Source organism: Amycolatopsis sp. 2-15, assembly GCF_030285625.1.
Classification (GTDB): domain Bacteria; phylum Actinomycetota; class Actinomycetes; order Mycobacteriales; family Pseudonocardiaceae; genus Amycolatopsis; species Amycolatopsis carbonis.
On record NZ_CP127294.1, the window covers coordinates 6,644,240 to 6,664,868 of the forward strand.

The window sequence follows — 20,629 nt, forward strand, 5'->3', positions numbered from 1 at the left end:
CGCTCAGCGCGGCCGGTTGCCGAAGGCCGAGGGCTCCAGCAGGCCGACACCATTGCCGTCGAGGTCGTGGAACGAGGTCGCCCGTCCCCACGGCATCGCCTGTGGCTCGGGCACCTCGATCCCGTTGGCGCGCAACGTCACCACGTCGGCGTCGAGGTCGGTGGTGTCGAGCTGGAAGTGCAGCGGGCCGGTGAGCGTGACGCCGGAGATCGGGTAGTCGACGAGCACCAGTCCGGTCTGCGCGCCCTTCGGCGCCACCATCACGAACCGGCCGGCCGGGCCGTTGCGGTCGACGACGACCTCGAACCCGAGCTTCTCGATGTAGAAGTCGCGGGCTTTCGCCTGGTCTGCTACCGGCACGGTGACGAACTGGATGCGGGAGACGGTCATGCCGGAAACAATAGGTAGGAGAATTCCTACGTGTCAACCCGCGGGGAGCTTCGCCAGGGTGGGTGTGCTCGGTCGAGGTGGTCGAGAAGGGTGCCGAGAAGAAGCTGACCGGCTCGACCGGGTACGCGCGCGAGTTCGTCAGGCTGTTCGACGAGGCTCCCGTGCCGACCGAGCTGGCCCGGGACAGCGCCGCGCGCTACGACGAGATCCCGGCCGGGTTCACTCGCGCAGCCGGGAATTGAGGCGCGCGGCCTGCCGGGTGAGGTGGTCGCGTTCGGCCAGGTTGGGTGCGGCCGCGGCGGCTTCGGCGTAGAGCCGGGCCGCGGTGGCCGGGTCGCCGTCGCGTTCGTGGAGGTACGCCGAAGCCGCGGTGTGGCGGGGCAGGGCGGGGTCGAGCTCCGCGAGCGCGGCCAGGCCCGCGCGGGGACCGTCGGCCTCCCCGACCGCGACGGCCCGGTTGAGCCGGGCCACCGGGCTGTCGGTGAGGCGCACCAGCTCGTCGTACCACTCGACGATCTGGACCCAGTCGGTCTCCTCGGCCGCCTGCGCGTCGGCGTGCAGCGCGGCGATCGCGGCCTGGGCCTGGAACTCGCCCAGCCGGTCGCGCGCCAGCGCCGCCTGCAGGATGTCGACGCCCTCGGCGATCAGGCCCGTGTCCCACTGGCCGCGGTCCTGCTCGGCCAGCGGGACCAGCCGGCCGTCGCGGCTGATCCGCGCCGGGCGGCGGGCGTGGTGGAGCAGCATGAGCGCGAGCAGGCCCGACACTTCCTCGTGGTCGATCCGGGCGGCCAGCTGGCGCGTGAGCCGGATGGCCTCGGCGGCGAGGTCGACGTCGCCCGAGTAGCCCTCGTTGAAGACCAGGTACAGCACCCGCAGAACCGTGCCGACGTCGCCGGCCTGGTTCAGGCGCACCCCCGCCACAGTCTTCTTGGCCCGGGTGATGCGCTGGCCCATCGTCGCCTCGGGCACGAGGTAGGCCTGCGCGATCTGCCGCGTGGTCAGCCCGCCGACCGCGCGCAGCGTGAGCGCGACGGCCGAAGCCGGGGTCAGCGACGGGTGCGTGCACAGGAAGTACAGCTGCAGCGTGTCGTCCGCGGCCTCGCTCGGGCCCGGTTCCGGCTCCTCGTCCGCACGCAGCTCGCGGTTGCGGCGCGAGGAGTCGGCGCGCGCGGCGTCGAGGAACTTGCGCCAGGCGACGGTGACCAGCCAGCCCTTCGGGTCGCGCGGCGGGTTGTCCGGCCACACGCGCACGGCCTCCACCAGGGCTTCCTGCACCGCGTCCTCGGCCGCCGCGAAATCGGCTCGGCGGCGGCCGAGGATCCCGATCACCGTCGGCGTGAGGGTCCGCAGCAGGGCTTCGTCCACCAGCGCCGTCATTCGGTGATGGCGGGGCACTCGCCGTAGAACGGGCGCACCTCGAGCCACTCCTGGACCGGCTTGCCGCCCGCACCCGGTGCCGCGGACAGCTCGCCGGCGAGCTCGACCGCGCGCTCGTGGGACTCGACGTCGATGATCACCCAGCCGGCGATGAGGTCCTTGGTCTCCGCGAACGGCCCGTCGGTGACCGGCGGCCGGCCCTCGCCGCCGGAGCTGACCCACGTGCCTTCCTGCGAGAGCGCCTGGCTGTCCACGAACTCGCCGGTGCTTTGGAGCTTGGCCGCGAAGTCGCGCTGGTACTGCACGTGGGCCGTGACCTCCTCCGGGGTCCACTGGTCCATCGGCACGTCGTTGCCCGCGGCCGGCGCGCCGCGGTAGTGCTTGAGCAGCAGGTACTTGGCCATCGTCGTTCTCCTCGGTGTAATTCGGCCCATTCTGGCCGGGTTCGGTACGGGGACGCAGCCGTTCGCGGATTCCCGACATCCCGCGGCGGAAATCTTTCAGGCCTGCTGACGCTCGGCGCGCTGCTTGACCAGCTCTTCGACAGCGCTGGGCAGGGTGGTCTCGAAGTCGATGAGCTTCACCCAGGTCGGCGTCACGACGATCCGGACCATGCCGTCGTAGAGCGAGCGGATTTCGGCCTCCCACTCCACCCGCTGCTCGGCCGTCATCTCGTAGGAGCCATCCATCTGCAGGTACTCCTCGGGGATCCCGTCGACGACGTCGAGCTCGGCGCGGCCCCGGATGAGCAGGATCTTGGGCGGGTGCACCTCGGTGTCGATCGTGAGCGCGACCATCGGGTTGGCGCGCAGCGAAGGGAGCTTCGGCGCGTTCTTGGTGGTGCACATGACGATCTCGGTGCCGTTCCAGGCGAACCCGATCGGCACGTTGCGCGGCGTGCCGTCCTGGGCGACGTAGGCCAGGCGGGTCAGGTCGCGCGCCAGTAGCTCCTGGCTGTGCGGGCGGTTGAGGATCTCGGTGATCTCGCTGCAGTCCATGGGGGTCTCCTCGGTGCGGCTCGGTCTGTGTTCGCTGCGGGGACGGAGCCGTTCGCAGGTTCCCGACATGCCGTCGAGAAGTTTTCCGGAACAATCGCAGACCGTGGCTTTCGGCGAAATACGACCACAAAGGGTGACGGGACGAAACGAGCTTCCCGCATCGTTCGGCAGGAATCGCCGAACCAGGGCAAGTGCCTCACACTATTGAGTGACGCCCGTCACGAGAGGTGTGCATCATGGTTCTAGGCGACAACGAAGTCACCAAGTCAGTCGCAGCGTCCTCCGGAGACCGTCGAGTGCAGGTGCGGCGGGCGGCGCTCGCCGGGTCGATCGGCACGACGATCGAGTGGTACGACTTCTTCCTCTACAACACCGCCGCTGCACTTGTCTTCCCCCACCTGTTCTTCCCCGCCTCGACCGGCTACGCGGGCGTGATGCAGTCGTTCGCGACCTACGCCGTGGGTTTCGCCGCACGGCCGGTCGGCGCGGCGATCTTCGGGCACTGGGGCGACCGCCTGGGGCGCAAGGCGACGCTCATCGTCACGCTGCTGCTGATGGGCTTGTCGTCGGCTCTCGTGGGGATGCTGCCGGGGACCGCGTCGATCGGGATCGCGGCGCCGCTCATCCTGGTGCTGCTGCGCCTGGTGCAGGGCATCGCGATCGGTGGTGAGTGGAGCGGATCGGTACTGCTCGCGATGGAATGGGGTGACCAACGCCGGCGCGGGCTGCTCGCGAGTTTCGCGCAAGTCGGCGTGCCGGTCGGCCTGGTGCTCGGAACCGGTGGCATGACGCTGCTGTCGGCGACGCTGTCGCAGGAGGACTTCGATTCGTGGGGCTGGCGGATCCCGTTCCTGCTGAGCCTGGTGCTCGTGGTCATCGGCCTGGTGATCCGGCTGCGGATCCTCGAAACTCCGATGTTCGCGGGGGTCGTGGCGAACAAGAAGACGTCGAAGGCGCCGGTGAAGGACGCGGTGCGCCACCACTGGCGGGAGATCCTGCTGTCGGCCGGTCTGCGCTTCAGCGAGCAAATGCCGTTCTACCTGTTCACCAGCTTCGTGCTCGTGTATGTGGTGCAGCGCCCTGAGTTCAGCAAGACCTTCGTCCTCAACGCGGTGCTCGTCGGCGCGTTGGCGGAGCTGGTCCTGATCCCCGTGTTCTCCCAGTTGTCCGACCGCATCGGCCGAAAACGGGTGTATCTGAGCGGCTCCGTGCTCACGGCGGTGATCGCGTTCCCGTACTTCACGGTCCTGAGCCACAGCGGGCATGTGCTGATCTTCGTGGCGGTGATCGTGTCGCTGGTCGCGCACGCGATGCAGTACGGGCCGCAGGCCGCGCTGATCGGCGAGAGCTTCCCGACGCACCTGCGCTATGGCGGCGCCGGCCTCGGTTACCAGCTGGCGTCGGTGTTCGCGGGCGGTCCCGCGCCGCTGCTGGCGACGTGGCTGCTGCACCTGACCGGCACGCCGTACTCGGTGTCGATCTACATCGTGTTGTCCGCGGTGGTCACGATCCTGTGTGTGATCGCGCTGCCCGACCGGTCGAAGGCGAACATCGACGACGTGAGCGTCTACGCCCGCCGTTAGGAACGAAAGAGGGGGCGCTGCACCGGAATTCCGGTGCAGCGCCCCCTCTTTGTCCGTGGGGTGCGTCAGCGGCGCTGCTGCGGCGGCCCGCCCTGGGGTCCGCCGAACGGGCCCTGCTGCGGGAACGGCCCGCTGCCCGGGCCCTGACCCTGCTGCCCGCCGAACTGCTGCGGCGGGCCCTGGTACGGGCCACCCGGCGGCGTGGTCGGGGGCTGCGGCTGCGGGAGCGACGGCGGGTTCTGCTGCTGGACACCCGGAGGCGGCGTGCTGGGCTGCGGCGGCGTGGCCGGGGCCGGCGGGGCGGCCGGCTCTTCCTCCGCCGGTGCGGCCGGAGCCGCGGCTTCCGGTGCCGGGGTGGCTCCGCCGAGGGCGCGGCGCGGCGGCGCGGGGTTGAGCGGGCTCGGCACCTCCTTGCGCGCCACGGCTTCCGCGGCGGCGACGGCCTCGGCGACCTTCGGGTCGGTCGAGGTGTCGAACCAGCCGGCGACCTCGTCGTCGTCGAGGTCGGGCCGTTCGGGGGTGTCGTCCTTCGGCGGCTCGTAGCGGAACACGCCGTCGTCGCCGGGGGCGCCGAGCGCGCGGGCGAAGCCTTCGAGGGCCTTGCCGTAGTCGCTCGGGATCATCCAGACCTTGTTCGCGTCGCCCTGCGCCATCTGGGGCAGGGTTTGCAGGTACTGGTAGGCGAGCACCTCGGGCGTCGGCCGGCCGGCCTTGATGGCGGCGAAAACCTTCTCGATCGCCTTCGCCTGGCCCTGGGCCTGCAGGTAGCGGGCGGCGCGTTCACCCTGCGCGCGCAGGATGCGGGACTGCCGCTCGGCCTCGGCCGCGAGGATCGCGGCCTGCTTCTGGCCTTCCGCGGAGAGGATCTGGCTCTGCTTCTGGCCTTCCGCCGTCTTGATCGACGACTCCCGCTGACCTTCGGCGGTGAGGATCATCGCGCGCTTCTCCCGGTCGGCGCGCATCTGCTTCTCCATCGAGTCCTGGATCGACGGCGGCGGGTCGATCGCCTTGAGCTCGACCCGCGCGACGCGGATGCCCCAGCGGCCGGTGGCCTCGTCGAGCACGCCGCGCAGCTGGCTGTTGATCGCATCGCGGGAGGTCAGCGTCTGCTCCAGGCTCATGCCGCCGACCACGTTGCGGAGCGTGGTGGTGGTGAGCTGCTCGACACCGATGATGTAGTTGGAGATCTCGTACACCGCGGCACGCGAGTCGGTGACCTGGAAGTACACGACGGTGTCGATGTTGACCGTGAGGTTGTCCTCGGTGATCACCGGCTGCGGCGGGAACGAGACGACCTGCTCGCGCAGGTCGATCCGGGCGCGGACCTTGTCCAGGAACGGCACCAGGAACGTCAGGCCGGGCGAGGCGACCGTGCGGAACCGGCCGAGTCGCTCGATCACCGCCGACTGGGCCTGCGGCACCACCATGATCGCCTTGACCACCGTGATGATGACGAACAAGACCAGGAGCGCGACCACGACGATCGCAATTGTCGACAAGAGCGTTTCCCCTTACCTAGTACCGTTTTCCGGAGTTCTCGCGATCACGACACGATGTCCACCACGGCGGTGGCGCCGGAGATCTCGACGACGGTGACGCTGGTGCCCGGCGCGATCGGCGGGTGTGACTCGTGCACCGCGCGCGCTGACCAGATCTCTCCCCCGATCTTCACCTGCCCGGCGTCGTAATCCACTGTGGACACCACGACGGCGCGGGCGCCGATGAGCGCGTCCGTGCCCGTGGGCGTGTGGGAGCCGGCGAGGAAGCGGCGCTTGAGCGCGGGGCGGGCCAGTGCCAGCAGTGCGACGGAGCTGACGGCGAACACCGCGACGTCGATGAAGATGTTGCCGGTGATCGCTTCGGAGCCGGCGCCGAGCAGCGCGGCGATGCCGAGCATGATCAACACGAAGTCGCCGGAGATGACTTCCGCGATCATCAGGACGATGCCGATGATCAGCCAGATCAACGCTACTGCCATGGGCTCATGCTCTCAGATCGCGCCGGTTCGCACCGGGCAAGTGACTCGACGTGACCGACGCGTGACCTTGCTTGAAACCGGGCATACCGGGCTCACTCCGGGCTCATTCAGCAGGCTCGGTGACGAAGTCGATGAGGCGTTCGACGGCGCCGATGAGCGGCGTCTCGAGGTCGCGGAAACTGCTCACGGCGGCCAGGACCCGTTGCCAGCCCTCATAGGTCTCGCCCCAGCCGAGCGCATCGCAGATGCCGACCTTCCACTCGGTGCCGCGCGGGATCTCCGGCCACGCGCGGATGCCGACGGCCTCGGGTTTCACGGCCTGCCAGATGTCCACGTACGGGTGACCGGTCACGAGCACCTGCTCATCGCGAACCTGCGCGACCAGCCGTGACTCCTTGCTGCCCTTGACGAGGTGGTCGACGAGCACGCCGAGGCGGCGGCCGGGCCCGGTGCCGAACTCTTCGATCCTCTCGGCCAGCACATCGACGCCGTCGAGCGGCTCCACGACCACGCCTTCCACGCGCAGGTCGTGGCCCCACACGCGTTCGACGAGCTCGGCATCGTGCTTGCCCTCGACCCAGATCCGGGAATCCCGCGCGACGCGGGCCTGCAAGCCCTGCACCTTCACCGACCCCGACGCCGACACCCGCTTGACGGGCGCGGCGGCCTTGCGGACCGGCACGAGCGTGACGGGCTTGCCCTCCAGCAGGAACGCCGCCGGGCCGAGCGGGAACACGCGGTGGCGACCTTTGGCGTCCTCGAGCACGACATTGCCGTACTCGATCTTCACGACCGCGCCGCAGTAGCCGCTGGCCGGATCTTCGACCACCAGGCCGGGTTCGGCCGGGATCTCGGGGATCTTCCGCTTGCGCGGACCCGACAGCACGTCGTCGTACGAATGTGAGCGCACGGCCGAGCACCGTAGTGCGGTTCGGGTGTCCACGTCGTGCCGCCACGCCGGTCGGGTCACAATCCTTGACGAGCTCCGGCCACGCCGCGGTGGGCCGGAAATGTCGTACCCACGTGCGATTCTTCGGGTTCCTGCCGTTCTCCGGGGAGGTCGAGGTCATGGCGGGTGGGGGCTTCTTCGGGTCGCTGACCGGCACGGTCGAAGCGCCCGGACAGTGGATGGTGCTGGTGACAGGCCTGTTCGCGGCCGCGGTGTCGGCGGGAACGTTCGCGTTCCTGGCGAGCGAGAAAGATCTGCTGATCGGACGTGCGAACGTGCTGGGGACGGTGTTCCACGAAGGCGGACACGCGCTCGCCAGCGTCGTCACCGGCGGCGGGGTGTACCGGATCGCGATCACCAGCGCCGACAGCGGCGCCACGTGGTCGTGGACGCCGTCGCCGTGGTCGCGGACCTTGACGAGCGTGGCCGGGTACGCGATGCCGTCGCTGGCCGGGCTCGGGGCCGCCGGGTTGCTGCGCCACGGCTACGCGCCCGCCGTCCTCGCGCTCACCACACTGGTGATGGTGCTCGTGCTGGTGGTCACGCGTGACCTGATCACCTTCGTCGCGGTCGTCGCGCTCGGGATGGTCACCTTCACCGTCTGGCGGACGGCACCGGGGTGGGTGCAGAACGCCGTCGCGTACGGCGAGGCGTGGCTGCTGCTCACCAGCGAGATCGGCGGGCTGGGCGCGCTCGTGTCCAACCGGGTGCGCCACGGCCTGCGCCACCACACCGACGACGCGGCCGGCCTCGCGGAGCTCACGTCGATCCCGGCGTTCGTGTGGATCGCCGGCTGGTTCGTGGTCATCGGCTGGGCGCTGGAGAAGGCGGTGCCGCTCCTGTGGCCGTGACAAGTGGGCGTGCCGGGCCGGTTCAGCGGGCGGGCGTGGATTCCTTCGGCGGGGTGCGGGTGCCGTAGAGGGTTTCGGCCACGTCGGCGTACCGGCGTGGCGCCAGTTCGGCGACGGTGTCGCGGGCTTCGGCGGGCAGGTTGGCGAGGGCGTCCTGCACGGCGCCGGGGTCGCCTTCGTACATCATGATCCCGAGCACCAGCGGGAGCTTCTCGGGCGGGAGTTCGGCCGCGCCCTGGGCGACCATCGTGCCCACTCCGCGGCGGTGATGTGCTGTTCGATGAGCGGGAGCACGTAGTCCTCTTCCGCGCCCAGGTGCTAGCAGAGCACAGTGATCAGCGGGTCGAGCACGGCCAGCACGGCGTCGCGGCGTGCGGGGTTCGGCTCGGCGCGCCAGGCCGCGACAGCGTCGGTGAGGTCGACGGCCAGGAACGCGATGCGTTCGTGGTGGCGCTCCATGCCGTACACGAGCGGCGCGACTTCGGCGGGGCAGCGTTCGAGCAGGTGGGGCCAGATCTCGAGGTCTTCGGCGTGATGGTGGTGGTGCAGGATCGTGCCGACGAGCTCGAGGTGGTCGGCGACGAGCGCGGCGCGCGCCGTGTCCCCTTCGGCGACGCCGGCGATCAGCTTCGGCATCAGGCCGAACTCGCGGCGCAGCGCGGTGTGCACCATGCGCATCTCGCGGGTCATCGCGCCGGGAGCCTTCGTTGCGGTTATGTCAGTCCTTCGGCAGCGGGAGCCGGCGCGTGCTCGCCCGGCATCCCGCGACACGGGCCCGAGGTCGTGACGGTTGAACCCGGAGCCGGACAGTGACGAGCGCCACACCTATCGCAAGAGGGTGAGGACCGAGTCGGTGAAGGACGTCGGACCGGCGCGGCGCAGGGGTCCCATCGCGATGAGCGGGGCGAGCGCGACGCACCACGCGCGGGTGCGGCCCGGGTCGGGCAACTCGGCGAGGCCGTCGGCGAGCGTGCCGCCGTCGGCGAGCGGGACGAACGCCCAGTCGACGCCGTCGAAGGCGGGGTCGCCGACGCACGGGCGGGGGTCGATCGCGACGATGCCGCGGGCCGGGCCGGCGTCGAGGACGTTGCCGGGGTGCAGGTCGCCGTGGACGAGGGCGACCGGGCCGGTCGTGGCGAGGGTTTCGGCGCAGGTACGCCCGGCGTGCAGGACGTCCACCGGCAGATGCGCTTCCGCGGTGCTGCCGCGCAAGCGGCGTTCAGCGAGGTCGAACATCGTGTGGACGCGCTCGAGCTGGGTCGGGAACGGGCCGTCCGCGGCGACCCCGTGGAGCCGGCCGAGCAGGTCGCGGACCTGGTCCCACGGGACGTCGGCGCCGGTCAGGGTGGTGCCGGGCACGAGGCCTTCGAGCAGGATCGCGCCCGCGCCGAGGTCGGTGTCGAGCAGCTGCACGACCCGCGGCAGACCGGCCCACGCCTGCAGCGCCGTGGCCTCGGCCTGGGCGATCCCGGGATCGGGGCACAGCTTCAGGACGCGGGGACCATCAGGGCTGTCGCACAGCAGCGTCCGGCCGGTGTTGCCCGGGCGCTCTTCCCGGACCGTGAGGTTCCAGCGCTGCGCGAGGCGCGCGACGAGTTCGGGCAGCGCGTCGCACCAGGGGCCGACGCCCGCGCCGAACCGGTCGACGAGCCGTGCGCGGGCCGCCGCGTCCAGCGAGTCGCTCAGAAGAGCGGCCAGGGAATCGCGCGCCAGTCGTCGCCGGGTTCGGGGAAGACACCTTCGGCGAGCAGGAAGTCGGTGCGCTGGGAAAGCGCGCGGACCTCGAAGGTGGTGATGTGCTCACCGAGGTCGGCGCCGAGCTTGCCGTCGAGGTCGGACCGCAGCTTGCGCAGCTTCTCCGCGGTTTGGTCCCCGAGACGCTCGCCGATCCAGCCCCACAGCACGGTCCGCAGCTTCGGGTCGGTGTGCAGGCAGATGCCGTGGTCGACACCGTAGACGCGGCCGTCGGTGCCGGCGAGCAGGTGCCCGCCCTTGCGGTCGGTGTTGTTCACGATGACGTCGAGCACGGCGAGCTCACGCATCCCGGGGTGGTCGGCGTGTACCAGGACCGCCGGGTCGCCGAGGCGGTCGTGGGCGTGCAGCACGGTGCGCCAGCCTTCGGGGACCTCCTCGGGCGCGCAGACGTCGACGACGTCGTCGTCCTCGGAGGTCTCCACCCACAGCTGGACCATGCCGGGCCCGAACGGGCCGTCGCGCAGGACGGTGGGCGGAATGGCGCCGAGGCCGGACGCGTCGGCGATCATCGCGGTCGCGACCTCACGGCCGGCGAGGGTGCCGTCGGGGAAGTCCCACAGCGGCCGCTCCCCCGACACCGGCTTGTAGACCACGCGGCCGGTGACGCCGTCGAGCTCGATCGCGCAGAACAGGGTGACGTTGGAGGCGTCGACGAGCCGGCCCTCGACGTCGATGCGGCCGTGCGTGACGAAATCGCGCGCGGCGGGGTCCGTCGGTTCCGGCGGGGTGCTGGCCACCGGTGCCCTCAGTCCTCGGCCACGTCGACGTCGCGGCGGTAGCCGTTCTGCCGCGGGCAGATGTGCCCGGTCGCGTCGAGGGGCTCGCCGCACAGCGGGCAGGGCTTGCGCCCGGCGTTGACCACGCGGTCGGCGCGCTCGGCGAACCCGCGGGCGGCGACCGGGGTGAGGAACACGCGCACGGCGTCGGGGCCCTCTTCGGTGTCGTCGAGGACCACCGTTTCGTCGACCTCACCCTCGGTGATCGCGAGGAGCTCGATCACGACGGCACTGGAGTCGGCGTCCCAGCCGAGGCCCATGGTGCCGACGCGGAACTCCTCCTCGACGGGGACCGTGAGGGGGTCGACGTCGAGCTGGTCGTCGGGTACGTCGGTGGGCACGTCGGCGCCGAAGCGGCTGGCGACCTCCTCGAGAAGGGAGCCGAGGCGTTCGGCGAGGACGACGACCTGCTGTTTCTCGATCGTCACGCTGATCGTCCTGACATCTTCCGACGCCTGGAGGTAGAACGTGCGATCGCCGGGCTCGCCGACCGTTCCGGCAACGAACCGGTCGGGCTTGCGGAAGACGTGGATTACGCGAGACATAGCACCCCCGACCCTAGGCCACGGGCGCATGATCGGCATCCGCCGCCCCTGGTTGACCGGGATTTCGGTGCGGTGCGTGCGGGTGCGGACACGCAGCGGATCGCCGTTAGGCTTTCCGGGTGCCACAGATCTCTGCATACGGAACCTGGACCTCACCCGTTTCGGCGGCGGACGTGGCGGCCACGGGAGGTGGGGCGCAGTGGCTGGCGACCGTGGGTCACGAACTGTGGTGGGCCGAGGCCCGACCGGCCGAAGGCGGCCGTGTCGCGCTAGTGCGGGCGGTGCCGGGTGACGGGGTCGAGGACGTGCTGCCCGCGCCGTGGAACGTGCGCAACCGGGTGCACGAGTACGGCGGCCGCCCGTGGGTCGCGATCGGCGACGTCGTGGTTTTCACCCATTGGGCCGATCAGCGGGTGTACGCGTCGGTAGCCGGTGAAGTGAGGCCGCTGACGGCGGAGCCGGCCGCGCCGCAGGGCGTGCGGTACGGCGATCTCCGCGCGGGCCGCGCCGGTGAGGTGTGGGCGGTGCGCGAACGCAGCACCGGGCCACACCGCACGGACATCTCCCGTGAGCTCGTGGCGATCCCCCTCGCGGGCGGCGCCGAGCGGGTGCTCGTGGAGGGGCACCGGTTTTTCACCGCTCCGCAGCTCTCGCCCGACGGCGCGCACGCCGCGTGGCTCGCGTGGGACCACCCGGCGATGCCGTGGGACGGCACGGAGCTGTTCGTCGCGCCCGTCGACGGCGACGGGGTGTTCGGTGCGGCCCGCGTGCTGGCCGGTGGCGCCGACGTGGCGATCTGCCAGCTGGAGTGGGAGACGCCGGACCGGCTGCTGGCGCTGCTGGACCCGGATGGCTGGTGGAACCTGCATCGCGTCGGGCTCGACGGGTCGGTGGTGAACCTGGCGCCGGTGGAGCAGGAGATCGGCGGTGCGATGTGGAAGCTCGGCCCGAGCTGGTTCGCCCCGCTCGGCGGCGGGCGGCACGCTGTCCTCACGCCGGACGGGCTGGCGGTGCTCGACGAGCACGCCGGTTCGGTGACGCCGGTGGTGCCGGAGCTGAGCGTGTGGTCGACGTCGGGGCTGGCCGCGGTGCCGGGTGGCGTCGTGGGGATCGCCGGGGGCGCGGACCGCGAGAGCGCCGTGGTGCGCGTGGATTTCGAGGCGGGCACGTGGACGGCGCTGACGCCGCAGCCGGCCGACCTGCCGCCGGCGGAGTACCTGCCGGTGCCGCAGGAGCGCGTGTTCACCGCGGCGGACGGTTCGCGGATCCCGGCGTTCGTGTTCCCGCCACGGAACCCGGACTTCACCGGTCCCGAGGGTGAGCAGCCGCCGTTCCTGGTCCACGTGCACGGCGGGCCGACCGGGCGCAGCGACGCGGCGCTGGACCTGACGATCGCGTACTTCACCAGCCGCGGCATCGGCGTGGTGGCCGTGAACTACGGCGGCTCCACCGGTTACGGCCGGGCGTTCCGGGAGCGGTTGCGCGAGCAGTGGGGTGTAGTGGACGTCGGCGACTGCGTGGCGGTGGCCGAGGCGCTCGTGGCCGAGGGCGCCGCCGACGGCGCACGGCTGGGGATCCGCGGCGGCAGCGCGGGCGGGTTCACCTCGGCGGCGTCGATCACGATGACCCGCACATACGCGGCGGCGACGGTGAAGTTCCCGATCCTGGACCTCGCCACCTGGACCGGCGCCGGCGGGGAGACGCACGACTTCGAGTCGCAGTACCTGGTGGGACTGGTCGGGCCGTACCCGCAGACCGAGGAGCGCTACCGGGAGCGTTCGCCGATCACGCACGCGGGTTCGCTGGCGGGGCCGGTGCTGTTCCTGCAGGGGCTGGAGGACCAGATCTGCCCGCCGGAGCAGGCGGACCGGTTCGTCGCCGGGCTGGCCGGCAGCGGCGTCGACCACGCCTACCTGCGGTTCCCCGGTGAGCAGCACGGGTTCCGGCGGGCCGAGACGATCGTGACCGCGCTGGAGGCCGAGCTGTCGTTCTACGGCCAGGTGTTCGGGTTCGCGACGCCGGACGTGCCGAAGCTGGAGCTGTCCCGATGAGACCACCGCGGCTGGCGCCCGGGGACACGGTGGCGCTGGTGGCACCGTCCGGTCCCGTGGCGCCGGACCTGCTCGACGCGGCGCTGCCGGTGCTGCGTGGCTGGGGCGTGAAGGTGCGGGTCGGCGAGGCGGTGCACGGCTCGACGTCGGGCTACCTGTCGGCGCCGGACGAGATGCGGGCGGCCGAGTTCACGGCCGCGTGGCTCGACCCGGAGGTCTCGTGCGTGCTCGCGGCCCGCGGCGGGTACGGCGCGCAGCGGATGCTGGACCTGATCGACTGGACGGCGCTGCGAGCGGCCGGCCCGAAGGTGCTCGCGGGGTCGTCCGACGTGACGGCGCTGCACCGAGCCGTGGCCGCGCACCTGGACCTGGACACGCTGTTCTCGCCGATGCCCGCTTCGGTCCTGTTCGACGAGACCGCGGCCGAGCACCTGCGGCGCACGCTGTTCGAACCGGAGCGCACGCGCGTGCTGCACGCGCCGGCCGCCGACGTGCTCGTGGCGGGCCGCGCTTCGGGCGTGCTGGTGGGCGGCAACCTGTCGCTGCTCGCGGCCGGGCTCGGCACGGCGGAGCAGGCGTCGGCCGCGGACGGGATCGTGCTGCTGGAGGACGTGACCGAGAGCGTGTACCGGATCGACCGGATGCTGACGCAGCTGCTGCGCGCGGGCTGGTTCGCCGGCGCGCAGGGCGTGGTGCTGGGCTCGTGGGCCGCGTGCGGGGACCCGGCCGAGATCCGGGCGCTGGTGCTGGACCGCCTGGCGCCCCTGGACATCCCCGTGCTGGGCGACTTCGGCTTCGGCCACGTGGCGTCCTCGCCGACGCTCCCGCTGGGCGCACGGGCTTCGCTGGACACGGAGCTGGGCACGCTGACCCTCGACTCCCCCGCGCTGGACTGATCATGCGGCTTTCCGCTGACGAGGCCCGCACCCGGTTCCTGGACGCCCGGGTGGCCCGCCTGGCGACGGCCTCGGCTGCCGGCGTGCCGCACTTGGTCCCGGTGACGTTCGCGGTGTCCGGCGATTCGGTCGCCTTCGCCGTCGACCACAAACCCAAGTCGACAACCGCGCTGCGCCGCCTGGCGAACATCGCGGAGAACCCGGCGGTGTCCTTCCTGGTCGACGCCTACTCCGACGACTGGTCCCAGCTGTGGTGGGCCCGCGCGGACGGCGTCGCGCGAGTGCTGGATCCGGGCGCGCGAGCCGAGCCGGTGTCGTGGCTGGTGGCGAAGTACCCGCAGTACGCCGAGCACCCGCCGGAACACGCGGTGGTCCTCACGACCGTCCGCTCGTGGCACGGCTGGTCGTTCTCGTAACGGTGTGACGACGGCGGCTAACGATCACCCGGTGATCGGCGATCTTGGTGCGTGCACAGACGTATTTTGTGGAAAACAGCGGTGGTGTCCGGTCTCGCGGTGATCGTCGCGGGGTGTTCGTCCGGTGCGGCGCAGACGCCGGTGAGCGCGGTGCCGAAGCCGCCACCCGTGTCGAGTAGTGCGCCTCCGTCATCGGTGGTTCACCCGCCCACTCTCGAACGGTTGCTACCGACCGAGGACGAGCTCGCCAAGGTCGGGCAGGACGAGTGGAGGGAACCGCTCGAATACGTCATAGGTCCGAGGACTCCGTTGCAGCTGGTGAACGCCTGCGGCGCGGCGCAACCCTGGGACGCGAAGGCCAAGCAGGGTGCGCAGGCTTATTCGAGCGGGGGCGACGGCCAAATCGCGCAGCTCGTCGCCGAGTACGACGGTTACAGCGGTGCCCAGATCGTGGATGGCGTGAAGAAGGCGCTCGCCTGTGGCCATGTGACGGTGCAGGACCTTGATTTCAAGTCGGTCAGCGAGTTCCCGGCGCCGAAGGTGGCGGATGCGCAGTATGGGTTCTGCGCAGCGCCGACCGAACGCATCGGGGTGCGGATCTGCGTGCTTGTTCTCGGCACGGGCGACCGTGCCGAGTCGCTCGTGTTCAAGAACACGGACTGGGTCGACAGGGCGGGCCAGTCCGTGTTGAAAAAGGTCGCCCCGGTGTTCGCCGAGGCGCTGGCGCGGCCTTAGTCCTGGGAAGCGGCGGGAGCGGCAGGCGCCGCGGGGAGGAACTTGTCTTCCCGCGGTCGCCGCCACGCCGAGATGAGGCCCAGCGGGTCCGGGCGCAGCAGGGAAGCCGCCGCGTAGAGGCTCACGACCACGACGATCGCGATGAACCACCAGTCGTACAGCGCCTGTTCGCCCGTCGGGTAGTACACGAGGGTCACGAAGACCGACACGGCGACCACGGCGGAGAGGTTGCGGCGTTCCCACGGGAACGCGGAGATGAGCACGAAACCCCAGGTGAGGTACCAGGGCAGGGTCGGCGGCATGAGGATCGCGACGGCGAGCAGGGTGATCGCGGCGCGGTAGACGGCTTTGGCGCCGCCTTCGCGGGCGAGCCACCACTGGCGGATGCCGAAGGCCGCGAGGCCGAGCATGGCGATCGCGCGCGCGACGGTGACGAACGGCGACGACTGGACGTTGGCGACGAGGTGCACGAGGTTGTACACGGCTTCGCCGATGCCGGTCGGGAAGTTGAGCCAGTTGGCGATGAGCTGGGGCGCCGCGAGGCCCGACCACCAGCCGAGGTTGAGCGAGCCCAGCGAGACCCAGGTGCCGGCGACGAACACGGGCAGGAAGAGCCCGACGGACGCGGCGCCGGCCTTGAAGAAGTTCTTGACCTTCGACTCGCCGGTCATGTTCGCGGCCCACATCCACACGAGGAAGGGCAGGGCGACGGCGGCGGTCGGTTTGATCAGCATGCCGACGGTGACGAGCACGACGGCGACGATGTACTTGCGCTCGAGTGCGGCGAGGACGCCGGTAGTGAGGAAGCCGAGCATCATGAGGTCGTTGTGCGGGCCGCCGAAGAGGTGGATGACCATCATCGGGCTGGCGACCGCGAGCCACAGCGCCACGGGGAGCTTGCCGCCGAGGTGCTTCACGAGCCGCGGGAGCGCCCACAGGGTCATGCCGAGGCCGACGAGCAGCACGACGCGGGTGAGGATCACGCCGGCGATCATGTTGTCCTGCGTGATGGACACGATGCCCTTGGAGATGAGCAGGAACAGCGGCCCGTACGGGGCGGGTGTGGTCTGCCAGAGCGGGTGGACGTTCTGCACCACGTTGGGGAGCACGTCGAGCTCGGCGGGGCCGTTGGCGTACGGGTCGAGCCCGTAGAGCAGCTGCGCGCCCTGGCCGAGGTAGGAGAAGACGTCGCGGGTGAACAGCGGCGGCGACACGAGCAGGGGCGCCATCCAGCACAGGGCGGCGACGAGGATGGGCTTGCTGCCGATGCGGCCGGCGAGCACGTAGCGGCCGAGGCGGACCCAGGCCCAGACGACGAGGGCGAAGCCGAGGTAGAGCAGTGCGTTGGCGAGCGCGCGGCCGTGGCCGTAGCGGATCCACGAGAGGGGCCCGTGGCCGAGGACGGGGTCGCGGATCAGGATCCCGCCGGCGCCGAGCGCGGCGAGCATGAGCAGCGTGGTTCCGATGGTGCCCATCGCGATCGTGCGGTACGGGAACCGCGAGGGCGTGAGGAATCGCGCGTCCGGGGCGCTGATCGCGGACGGCTGCGCGGAGTCGGTGGTGGTCGCCATTTCGATCCAGGAGATTACCGGGTGAATCTTCGCCTCACCGCACGGGCTCCCGCTCCGATGCGGTTTCGCGCACCTGTTCGGGCGGCCGGCGCGCGGTCCGGGTGAATCTTCCGCCCGTGGGTGGTTGGGGTCGGTTTTCCGGAGGTGGCCCGGAACGCTCAGCTGCCGGTGGTCGCGCGCTGGGCCGTGCCGCCGGGCAGGGCGGCCAGCAGGGATCGGGTGTACTCGTGCTGGGGGTCGAGCAGGACCTGTTCGACGGTGCCCGTTTCGACGAGCTCGCCCCGGTACATGACGGCGACGCGGTCGGCGATGTTCCAGGCCAGGCCCAGGTCGTGGGTGATCACGAGCCCGGCGAGGCCGAGCTCGCGGCGCAGCCGCAGCAGGAGGGCGAGGATTTCGCCGCGCACGGACGCGTCGAGCGAGGCGACGGGTTCGTCGGCCACGAGCACGGCGGGTTCGAGCACCAGCGCGCCGGCGATGACCACGCGCTGGCGCTGGCCGCCGGAGAGCTCGTGGGGCAGGCGGTCGAGGAACTTCTCCGGGGGCCGCAGCTCCGCCGCTTCGAGGGCGTTGAGCACGGTGTCGCGTTCGGCGGGCAGGCCGTGGATGCGAGGGCCTTCCGCGACGGCTTCGTAGACGGTGTGGGCGGGGTTGAGCGCGCTGGTGGGGTCTTGCAGCACGAGCTGGACCTTGCGCCGGTAGGCGCGCAGCGCGGCGCCGCCGGCGGGGAGGGGTTTGCCGGCGTGGCGGATCGCGCCGGAGTCGGCTTTCTGCAGGCCGAGCAGCGTGCGGGCGAGGGTGGTTTTGCCGGAGCCGGACTGGCCGACCAGGGCCACGATCTCGTCGCGGCGCACGGCGAGGTCGACGCCGTTGACGGCGTGGATGCGCTTGCCGGTGCGGTCGCGGAAGCTCACGTGGAGGTTCTCGGCTTCGAGCAGCGGGGTGTCGCCGGGCCCGGCGCGGTGCTCGGGTTCCGGCGGGAGGGGCGTGCCGGTGGCCGGGGCGAAGCGGGACACGGGGTCGCCGACGGTGGGGAACGCGGCGGCGAGCGCACGGCTGTGTTCGTGGTGCGGGTCGGCCATGAGCTCGGCGCTGGGACGTTCCTCGACGAGCTGCCCGTCGTACATCACGGCGATGCGGTCGCAGGTGGCGGCGAGCACGGACAGGTCGTGGCTGATCATGACGAGCCCGATGTCCTGTTCGGCCACGAGCTTCGACAGCAGGGCCAGTACCTGGGCCTGCACGATCACGTCGAGCGCGGTGGTCGGCTCGTCGGCGATGACCAGGCGCGGTGAGCAGGCCAGCGCCATCGCGATCATCACGCGCTGCTTCTGCCCGCCGGACAGCTCGTGGGGGTAGGCGCCGGCGCGCGAGGGCGGCAGGTCGACTTGTTCGAGGAGTTCGGCGACCCGGGTTTTCACCTGCGTTTCGCTCAGCGCCCCGGTCTCGGGCGGGTGCAGGCGCAGGGGTTCGGCGATCTGCTCGCCGATGCGGCGCACGGGGTTCAGCGCGTGCATGGCGCCCTGGAACACGACCGACGCCTCGGCCCAGCGGACGGCGCGCAGGCGGGCCCAGCGCATGGTGGTGACGTCTTCGCCGTCGAGCAGGATCTCGCCGGTCACCGTGGCGCTGCGGGGCAGCAGGCGAAGCACGCTCATGGCGACGGTGGACTTGCCCGAGCCGGACTCCCCCGCCACGCCGAGCGTGCCGCCGGCTTCGAGGCGCAGGTCGACGCCGCGGACAGCGGGGACTTCGCCGCCGCCGGTGCGGTAGGTGACGCCGAGGTTCTTGAGTTCGAGCAGGGCGGTCACGAGCGTTGTCCTTTGAGCCTCGGGTTCAGCACCGTCTCCAGCCCGCGGCCGACCAGGGTGAAGAACAGCACGACGAGCACGATCGCGATGCCGGGTGGCAGGAGGTTCCACCAGGCGCCCCGGGTCACGGCTCCGCTGTTGAGCGCGGTCTCGAGCATGGCGCCCCAGGAGATCGCGTTGGGGTCGCCGACACCGAGGAACGCCAGGGTCGCGTCGGCGATCACGGCGTTGCCGACGACGAGGGTGGTGTTGGCGAGCACGAGCGGCAGCACGCCGGGCAGCACGTGGCGGCCGATCACGTGCAGGTGGCCGCCGCCGAGTGCGCGGGAGCGTTCGATGTAGGGGCGGCTTTCGATGGTGAGGGTCTGGGCCCGCACGAGCCGGGCGGTGCTGGGCCAGGCGGTGAGGCCGATGGCGAGGATGATCGTGCGGGTGCCCTGGGGCAGCACGGCCGAGAGCGCGATCGCGAGGATCAGCGACGGCAGCACCAGGAAAAAGTCGGTGAACCGCAGCAGGATCGCTGAGATCCAGCCGCCGAAGTGGGCGGCGGCGATGCCGACGATCGTGCCGATCAGGACACTGAGGACGGTCGCGGAGAACCCGACGAGCAGGGAGAGGCGGGTGCCCCAGATCGTCATGAGCAGCACGGAGCGGCCGTCGATGTCGGTGCCGAGCCAGAACTGCCCGTCGGGCGGGCTCAGCGGCCGGCCGGTGGCCTTGGTGACGTCGAGGCCGTCGGAGTCGCTGATCAGCGGCAGCAGGATCGCGACGACGACCGTGAGCGCGAGGAGGCAGAACCCGGCGAGCGCTCCCTTCTGCGTGGCGAACTCGTGCCAGGTGCGGGCGACCGCGGCGCGGCGACGGCGCCAGGCGATGGCGCGCGGTGTTTCGGCGGGAGCGGAGGCGGAGGCGGTCATGCGGTGCGCACCCTCGGGTCGAGTACGCGGTAGAGCAGTTCCGCGAACAGGTTCATCAGGACCACCGCGCTCGCGAGGACCACGAGCACGCCTTGCAGCACGGGCAGATCGGGGCCGTGGATGGCGTCGTAGGTCAGCTGGCCGAGGCCGGGCCAGGAAAACACGGCCTCGACGGTGACGGCGCCGGAGACGACCATGCCGAACTGCATGAACACCAGGGTCACGGTGGGCAGCAGCGCGTTGGGCACGGCGTGGCGGCGGCGCACGAGGTCGTCGCGCAGGCCTTTGGCGCGGGCGGTGGTGAGGTAGTCGGCGTCCATCTCCCCCAGCAGCGACGAGCGCATCACCAGCATGTACTGCGCGTAGAAGACCACGAGCAGGGTCACGCACGGCAGGACCAGGTGGTGCAGCACGTCCAGCGTCTGCGGGAGGACACCAGGCGCGGCGTCGGGTGAGTGCATGCCGCGGCTGGGGAACAGGCCGCCGGTGGCGACGAGCAGCAGCAGGCCGAGCCAGAACTGCGGGACCGACCACAGGGTGAGCGCGATGCCGGTCTGGGCGCGGTCGAAGAAGCTGTTGCGCTTCCACGCGGCGCGGATGCCGAGCCACAGGCCGATCGCGACGGCGAGCACGGTGGCGCTGCCGACGAGGAGCACGGTGGGCCAGAGGCGCTCGCCGATCATGTCGAGCACGGGCCGGCGTTCGATGTAGGACTCGCCGAAGTCGCCGCGGAACAGGCCGGTGAAGTAGTCCCAGAACTGGGTGAGCACGGGCTTGTCGATGCCGAGGCGTTCGCGCAGCTCGGCGATCTGGGCGGGGTCGGTGGGCCGTTCGCGGACCATGAACGCGACGGGGTCGCCGGGCAGGAGCCGGAACAGCAGGAACCCGAGCACGATCACCAGGAGGATGCTGGCGAGGGCTTCGGCGATCTTGGTGAGGACGAACCGGGTGGTCCCGGTCCCGCCGCGGTTCTCGTCGGGGTCGACGAGAACCGCGGCCTGGTCGGTGATGAGTGACTGCGTCAAGAGGT

The 20,629-nt window shown here is 71.2% G+C and carries 23 protein-coding genes; 7 read left to right on the top strand and 16 right to left on the bottom strand.

Features of this window, described 5'->3' with window-relative positions; translation table 11 throughout:
- Positions 1-3 precede the first annotated feature (3 nt).
- Entirely contained in the window at positions 4-390 is a 387-nt protein-coding gene (locus QRX50_RS32930; RefSeq protein WP_285967004.1) for a VOC family protein, read from the bottom strand.
- Between the two features lie 62 nt (positions 391-452).
- Here QRX50_RS32930 and QRX50_RS32935 point away from each other — a divergent pair, with 62 nt between their 5' ends.
- Positions 453-632 carry a hypothetical protein gene (locus QRX50_RS32935; RefSeq protein ID WP_285967005.1) on the top strand — a complete coding sequence of 60 codons (180 nt, stop codon included), beginning with the start codon at positions 453-455 and terminating at the stop codon, positions 630-632.
- Here the strand turns inward: QRX50_RS32935 and QRX50_RS32940 are convergent.
- The 3 genes from QRX50_RS32940 to QRX50_RS32950 form a co-directional block, all read right to left on the bottom strand.
- On the bottom strand, positions 610-1,767 hold the full coding sequence (locus tag QRX50_RS32940; RefSeq protein ID WP_285967006.1) for an RNA polymerase sigma factor: 1,158 nt from the start codon (positions 1,765-1,767) through the stop codon (positions 610-612). The two genes, QRX50_RS32935 and QRX50_RS32940, sit on opposite strands and share 23 nt — an antisense overlap.
- Complete coding sequence (locus QRX50_RS32945; protein WP_285967007.1) at positions 1,764-2,171, bottom strand: YciI family protein; 408 nt, start codon at positions 2,169-2,171, stop codon at positions 1,764-1,766. The genes QRX50_RS32940 and QRX50_RS32945 overlap by 4 nt, the downstream gene beginning before the upstream one ends.
- A 96-nt stretch (positions 2,172-2,267) precedes the next feature.
- The gene (locus QRX50_RS32950) at positions 2,268-2,765 is read right to left on the bottom strand and encodes a pyridoxamine 5'-phosphate oxidase family protein (protein ID WP_285967008.1); all 498 of its coding nucleotides are present in this window, start codon (positions 2,763-2,765) and stop codon (positions 2,268-2,270) included.
- Positions 2,766-3,001: 236 nt separating this feature from the next.
- Here QRX50_RS32950 and QRX50_RS32955 point away from each other — a divergent pair, with 236 nt between their 5' ends.
- Entirely contained in the window at positions 3,002-4,348 is a 1,347-nt protein-coding gene (locus QRX50_RS32955; protein WP_285967009.1) for an MFS transporter, read from the top strand.
- A 65-nt stretch (positions 4,349-4,413) separates the two neighbouring features.
- Here the strand turns inward: QRX50_RS32955 and QRX50_RS32960 are convergent, their stop codons facing one another.
- From QRX50_RS32960 to QRX50_RS32970, 3 genes are all read right to left on the bottom strand, one after another.
- Complete coding sequence (locus QRX50_RS32960; RefSeq protein ID WP_434533370.1) at positions 4,414-5,775, bottom strand: SPFH domain-containing protein; 1,362 nt, start codon at positions 5,773-5,775, stop codon at positions 4,414-4,416.
- Positions 5,776-5,891: 116 nt separating this feature from the next.
- Positions 5,892-6,326 carry an NfeD family protein gene (locus QRX50_RS32965; RefSeq protein ID WP_285967010.1) on the bottom strand — a complete coding sequence of 145 codons (435 nt, stop codon included), beginning with the start codon at positions 6,324-6,326 and terminating at the stop codon, positions 5,892-5,894.
- Between the two features lie 103 nt (positions 6,327-6,429).
- Complete coding sequence (locus QRX50_RS32970; RefSeq protein WP_285967011.1) at positions 6,430-7,236, bottom strand: DUF3097 domain-containing protein; 807 nt, start codon at positions 7,234-7,236, stop codon at positions 6,430-6,432.
- 113 nt (positions 7,237-7,349) lie between these two features.
- Between QRX50_RS32970 and QRX50_RS32975 the strand changes: the two genes are divergently transcribed.
- On the top strand, positions 7,350-8,126 hold the full coding sequence (locus QRX50_RS32975; RefSeq protein WP_285967012.1) for a M50 family metallopeptidase: 777 nt from the start codon (positions 7,350-7,352) through the stop codon (positions 8,124-8,126).
- A gap of 22 nt (positions 8,127-8,148) precedes the next feature.
- On the opposite strand, the gene QRX50_RS32980 is transcribed toward QRX50_RS32975, so the two are convergent.
- From QRX50_RS32980 to QRX50_RS33000, 5 genes are all read right to left on the bottom strand, one after another.
- Positions 8,149-8,373, bottom strand: coding sequence for a hypothetical protein (locus tag QRX50_RS32980; protein WP_285967013.1), 225 nt, complete (start codon positions 8,371-8,373; stop codon positions 8,149-8,151).
- A 71-nt stretch (positions 8,374-8,444) separates the two neighbouring features.
- Positions 8,445-8,816 (bottom strand): hemerythrin domain-containing protein, encoded by a 372-nt coding sequence (locus QRX50_RS32985; RefSeq protein WP_285967014.1) that lies wholly within the window; start codon positions 8,814-8,816, stop codon positions 8,445-8,447.
- Between the two features lie 135 nt (positions 8,817-8,951).
- Positions 8,952-9,824 carry a phosphotransferase gene (locus tag QRX50_RS32990; RefSeq protein WP_285974633.1) on the bottom strand — a complete coding sequence of 291 codons (873 nt, stop codon included), beginning with the start codon at positions 9,822-9,824 and terminating at the stop codon, positions 8,952-8,954.
- On the bottom strand, positions 9,809-10,618 hold the full coding sequence (locus QRX50_RS32995; RefSeq protein ID WP_285967015.1) for an SCO1664 family protein: 810 nt from the start codon (positions 10,616-10,618) through the stop codon (positions 9,809-9,811). The genes QRX50_RS32990 and QRX50_RS32995 overlap by 16 nt, the downstream gene beginning before the upstream one ends.
- A gap of 8 nt (positions 10,619-10,626) precedes the next feature.
- Positions 10,627-11,202, bottom strand: coding sequence for a DUF3090 domain-containing protein (locus QRX50_RS33000; RefSeq protein ID WP_285967016.1), 576 nt, complete (start codon positions 11,200-11,202; stop codon positions 10,627-10,629).
- Positions 11,203-11,321: 119 nt separating this feature from the next.
- Here QRX50_RS33000 and QRX50_RS33005 point away from each other — a divergent pair, with 119 nt between their 5' ends.
- The 4 genes from QRX50_RS33005 (at position 11,322) to QRX50_RS33020 (ending at position 15,300) form a co-directional block, all read left to right on the top strand.
- Positions 11,322-13,253 carry a prolyl oligopeptidase family serine peptidase gene (locus QRX50_RS33005; RefSeq protein ID WP_285967017.1) on the top strand — a complete coding sequence of 644 codons (1,932 nt, stop codon included), beginning with the start codon at positions 11,322-11,324 and terminating at the stop codon, positions 13,251-13,253.
- A complete protein-coding gene (locus QRX50_RS33010) occupies positions 13,250-14,149 on the top strand; it encodes a S66 peptidase family protein (RefSeq protein ID WP_285967018.1) in 900 nt (299 codons plus the stop codon). The genes QRX50_RS33005 and QRX50_RS33010 overlap by 4 nt, the downstream gene beginning before the upstream one ends.
- Before the next feature lie 2 nt (positions 14,150-14,151).
- Entirely contained in the window at positions 14,152-14,565 is a 414-nt protein-coding gene (locus QRX50_RS33015; RefSeq protein ID WP_285967019.1) for a TIGR03668 family PPOX class F420-dependent oxidoreductase, read from the top strand.
- 81 nt (positions 14,566-14,646) lie between these two features.
- On the top strand, positions 14,647-15,300 hold the full coding sequence (locus QRX50_RS33020) for a hypothetical protein (RefSeq protein ID WP_285967020.1): 654 nt from the start codon (positions 14,647-14,649) through the stop codon (positions 15,298-15,300).
- On the opposite strand, the gene mptB is transcribed toward QRX50_RS33020, so the two are convergent.
- The 4 genes from mptB to QRX50_RS33040 all read right to left on the bottom strand — a co-directional run bounded on the left by mptB (position 15,297) and on the right by QRX50_RS33040 (position 20,624).
- Positions 15,297-16,871 (bottom strand): polyprenol phosphomannose-dependent alpha 1,6 mannosyltransferase MptB, encoded by a 1,575-nt coding sequence (gene mptB / locus QRX50_RS33025; protein ID WP_285967021.1) that lies wholly within the window; start codon positions 16,869-16,871, stop codon positions 15,297-15,299. The genes QRX50_RS33020 and mptB overlap by 4 nt on opposite strands.
- 158 nt (positions 16,872-17,029) lie before the next feature.
- Complete coding sequence (gene nikE / locus QRX50_RS33030; protein ID WP_285967022.1) at positions 17,030-18,682, bottom strand: nickel ABC transporter ATP-binding protein NikE; 1,653 nt, start codon at positions 18,680-18,682, stop codon at positions 17,030-17,032.
- On the bottom strand, positions 18,679-19,599 hold the full coding sequence (locus QRX50_RS33035) for an ABC transporter permease (RefSeq protein ID WP_285967023.1): 921 nt from the start codon (positions 19,597-19,599) through the stop codon (positions 18,679-18,681). The genes nikE and QRX50_RS33035 overlap by 4 nt, the downstream gene beginning before the upstream one ends.
- Positions 19,596-20,624, bottom strand: a complete 1,029-nt coding sequence (locus tag QRX50_RS33040) for an ABC transporter permease (RefSeq protein WP_285967024.1) — start codon at positions 20,622-20,624, stop codon at positions 19,596-19,598. Before QRX50_RS33040 ends, QRX50_RS33035 begins: the two co-directional genes overlap by 4 nt.
- Between the last annotated feature and the right edge of the window lie 5 nt (positions 20,625-20,629).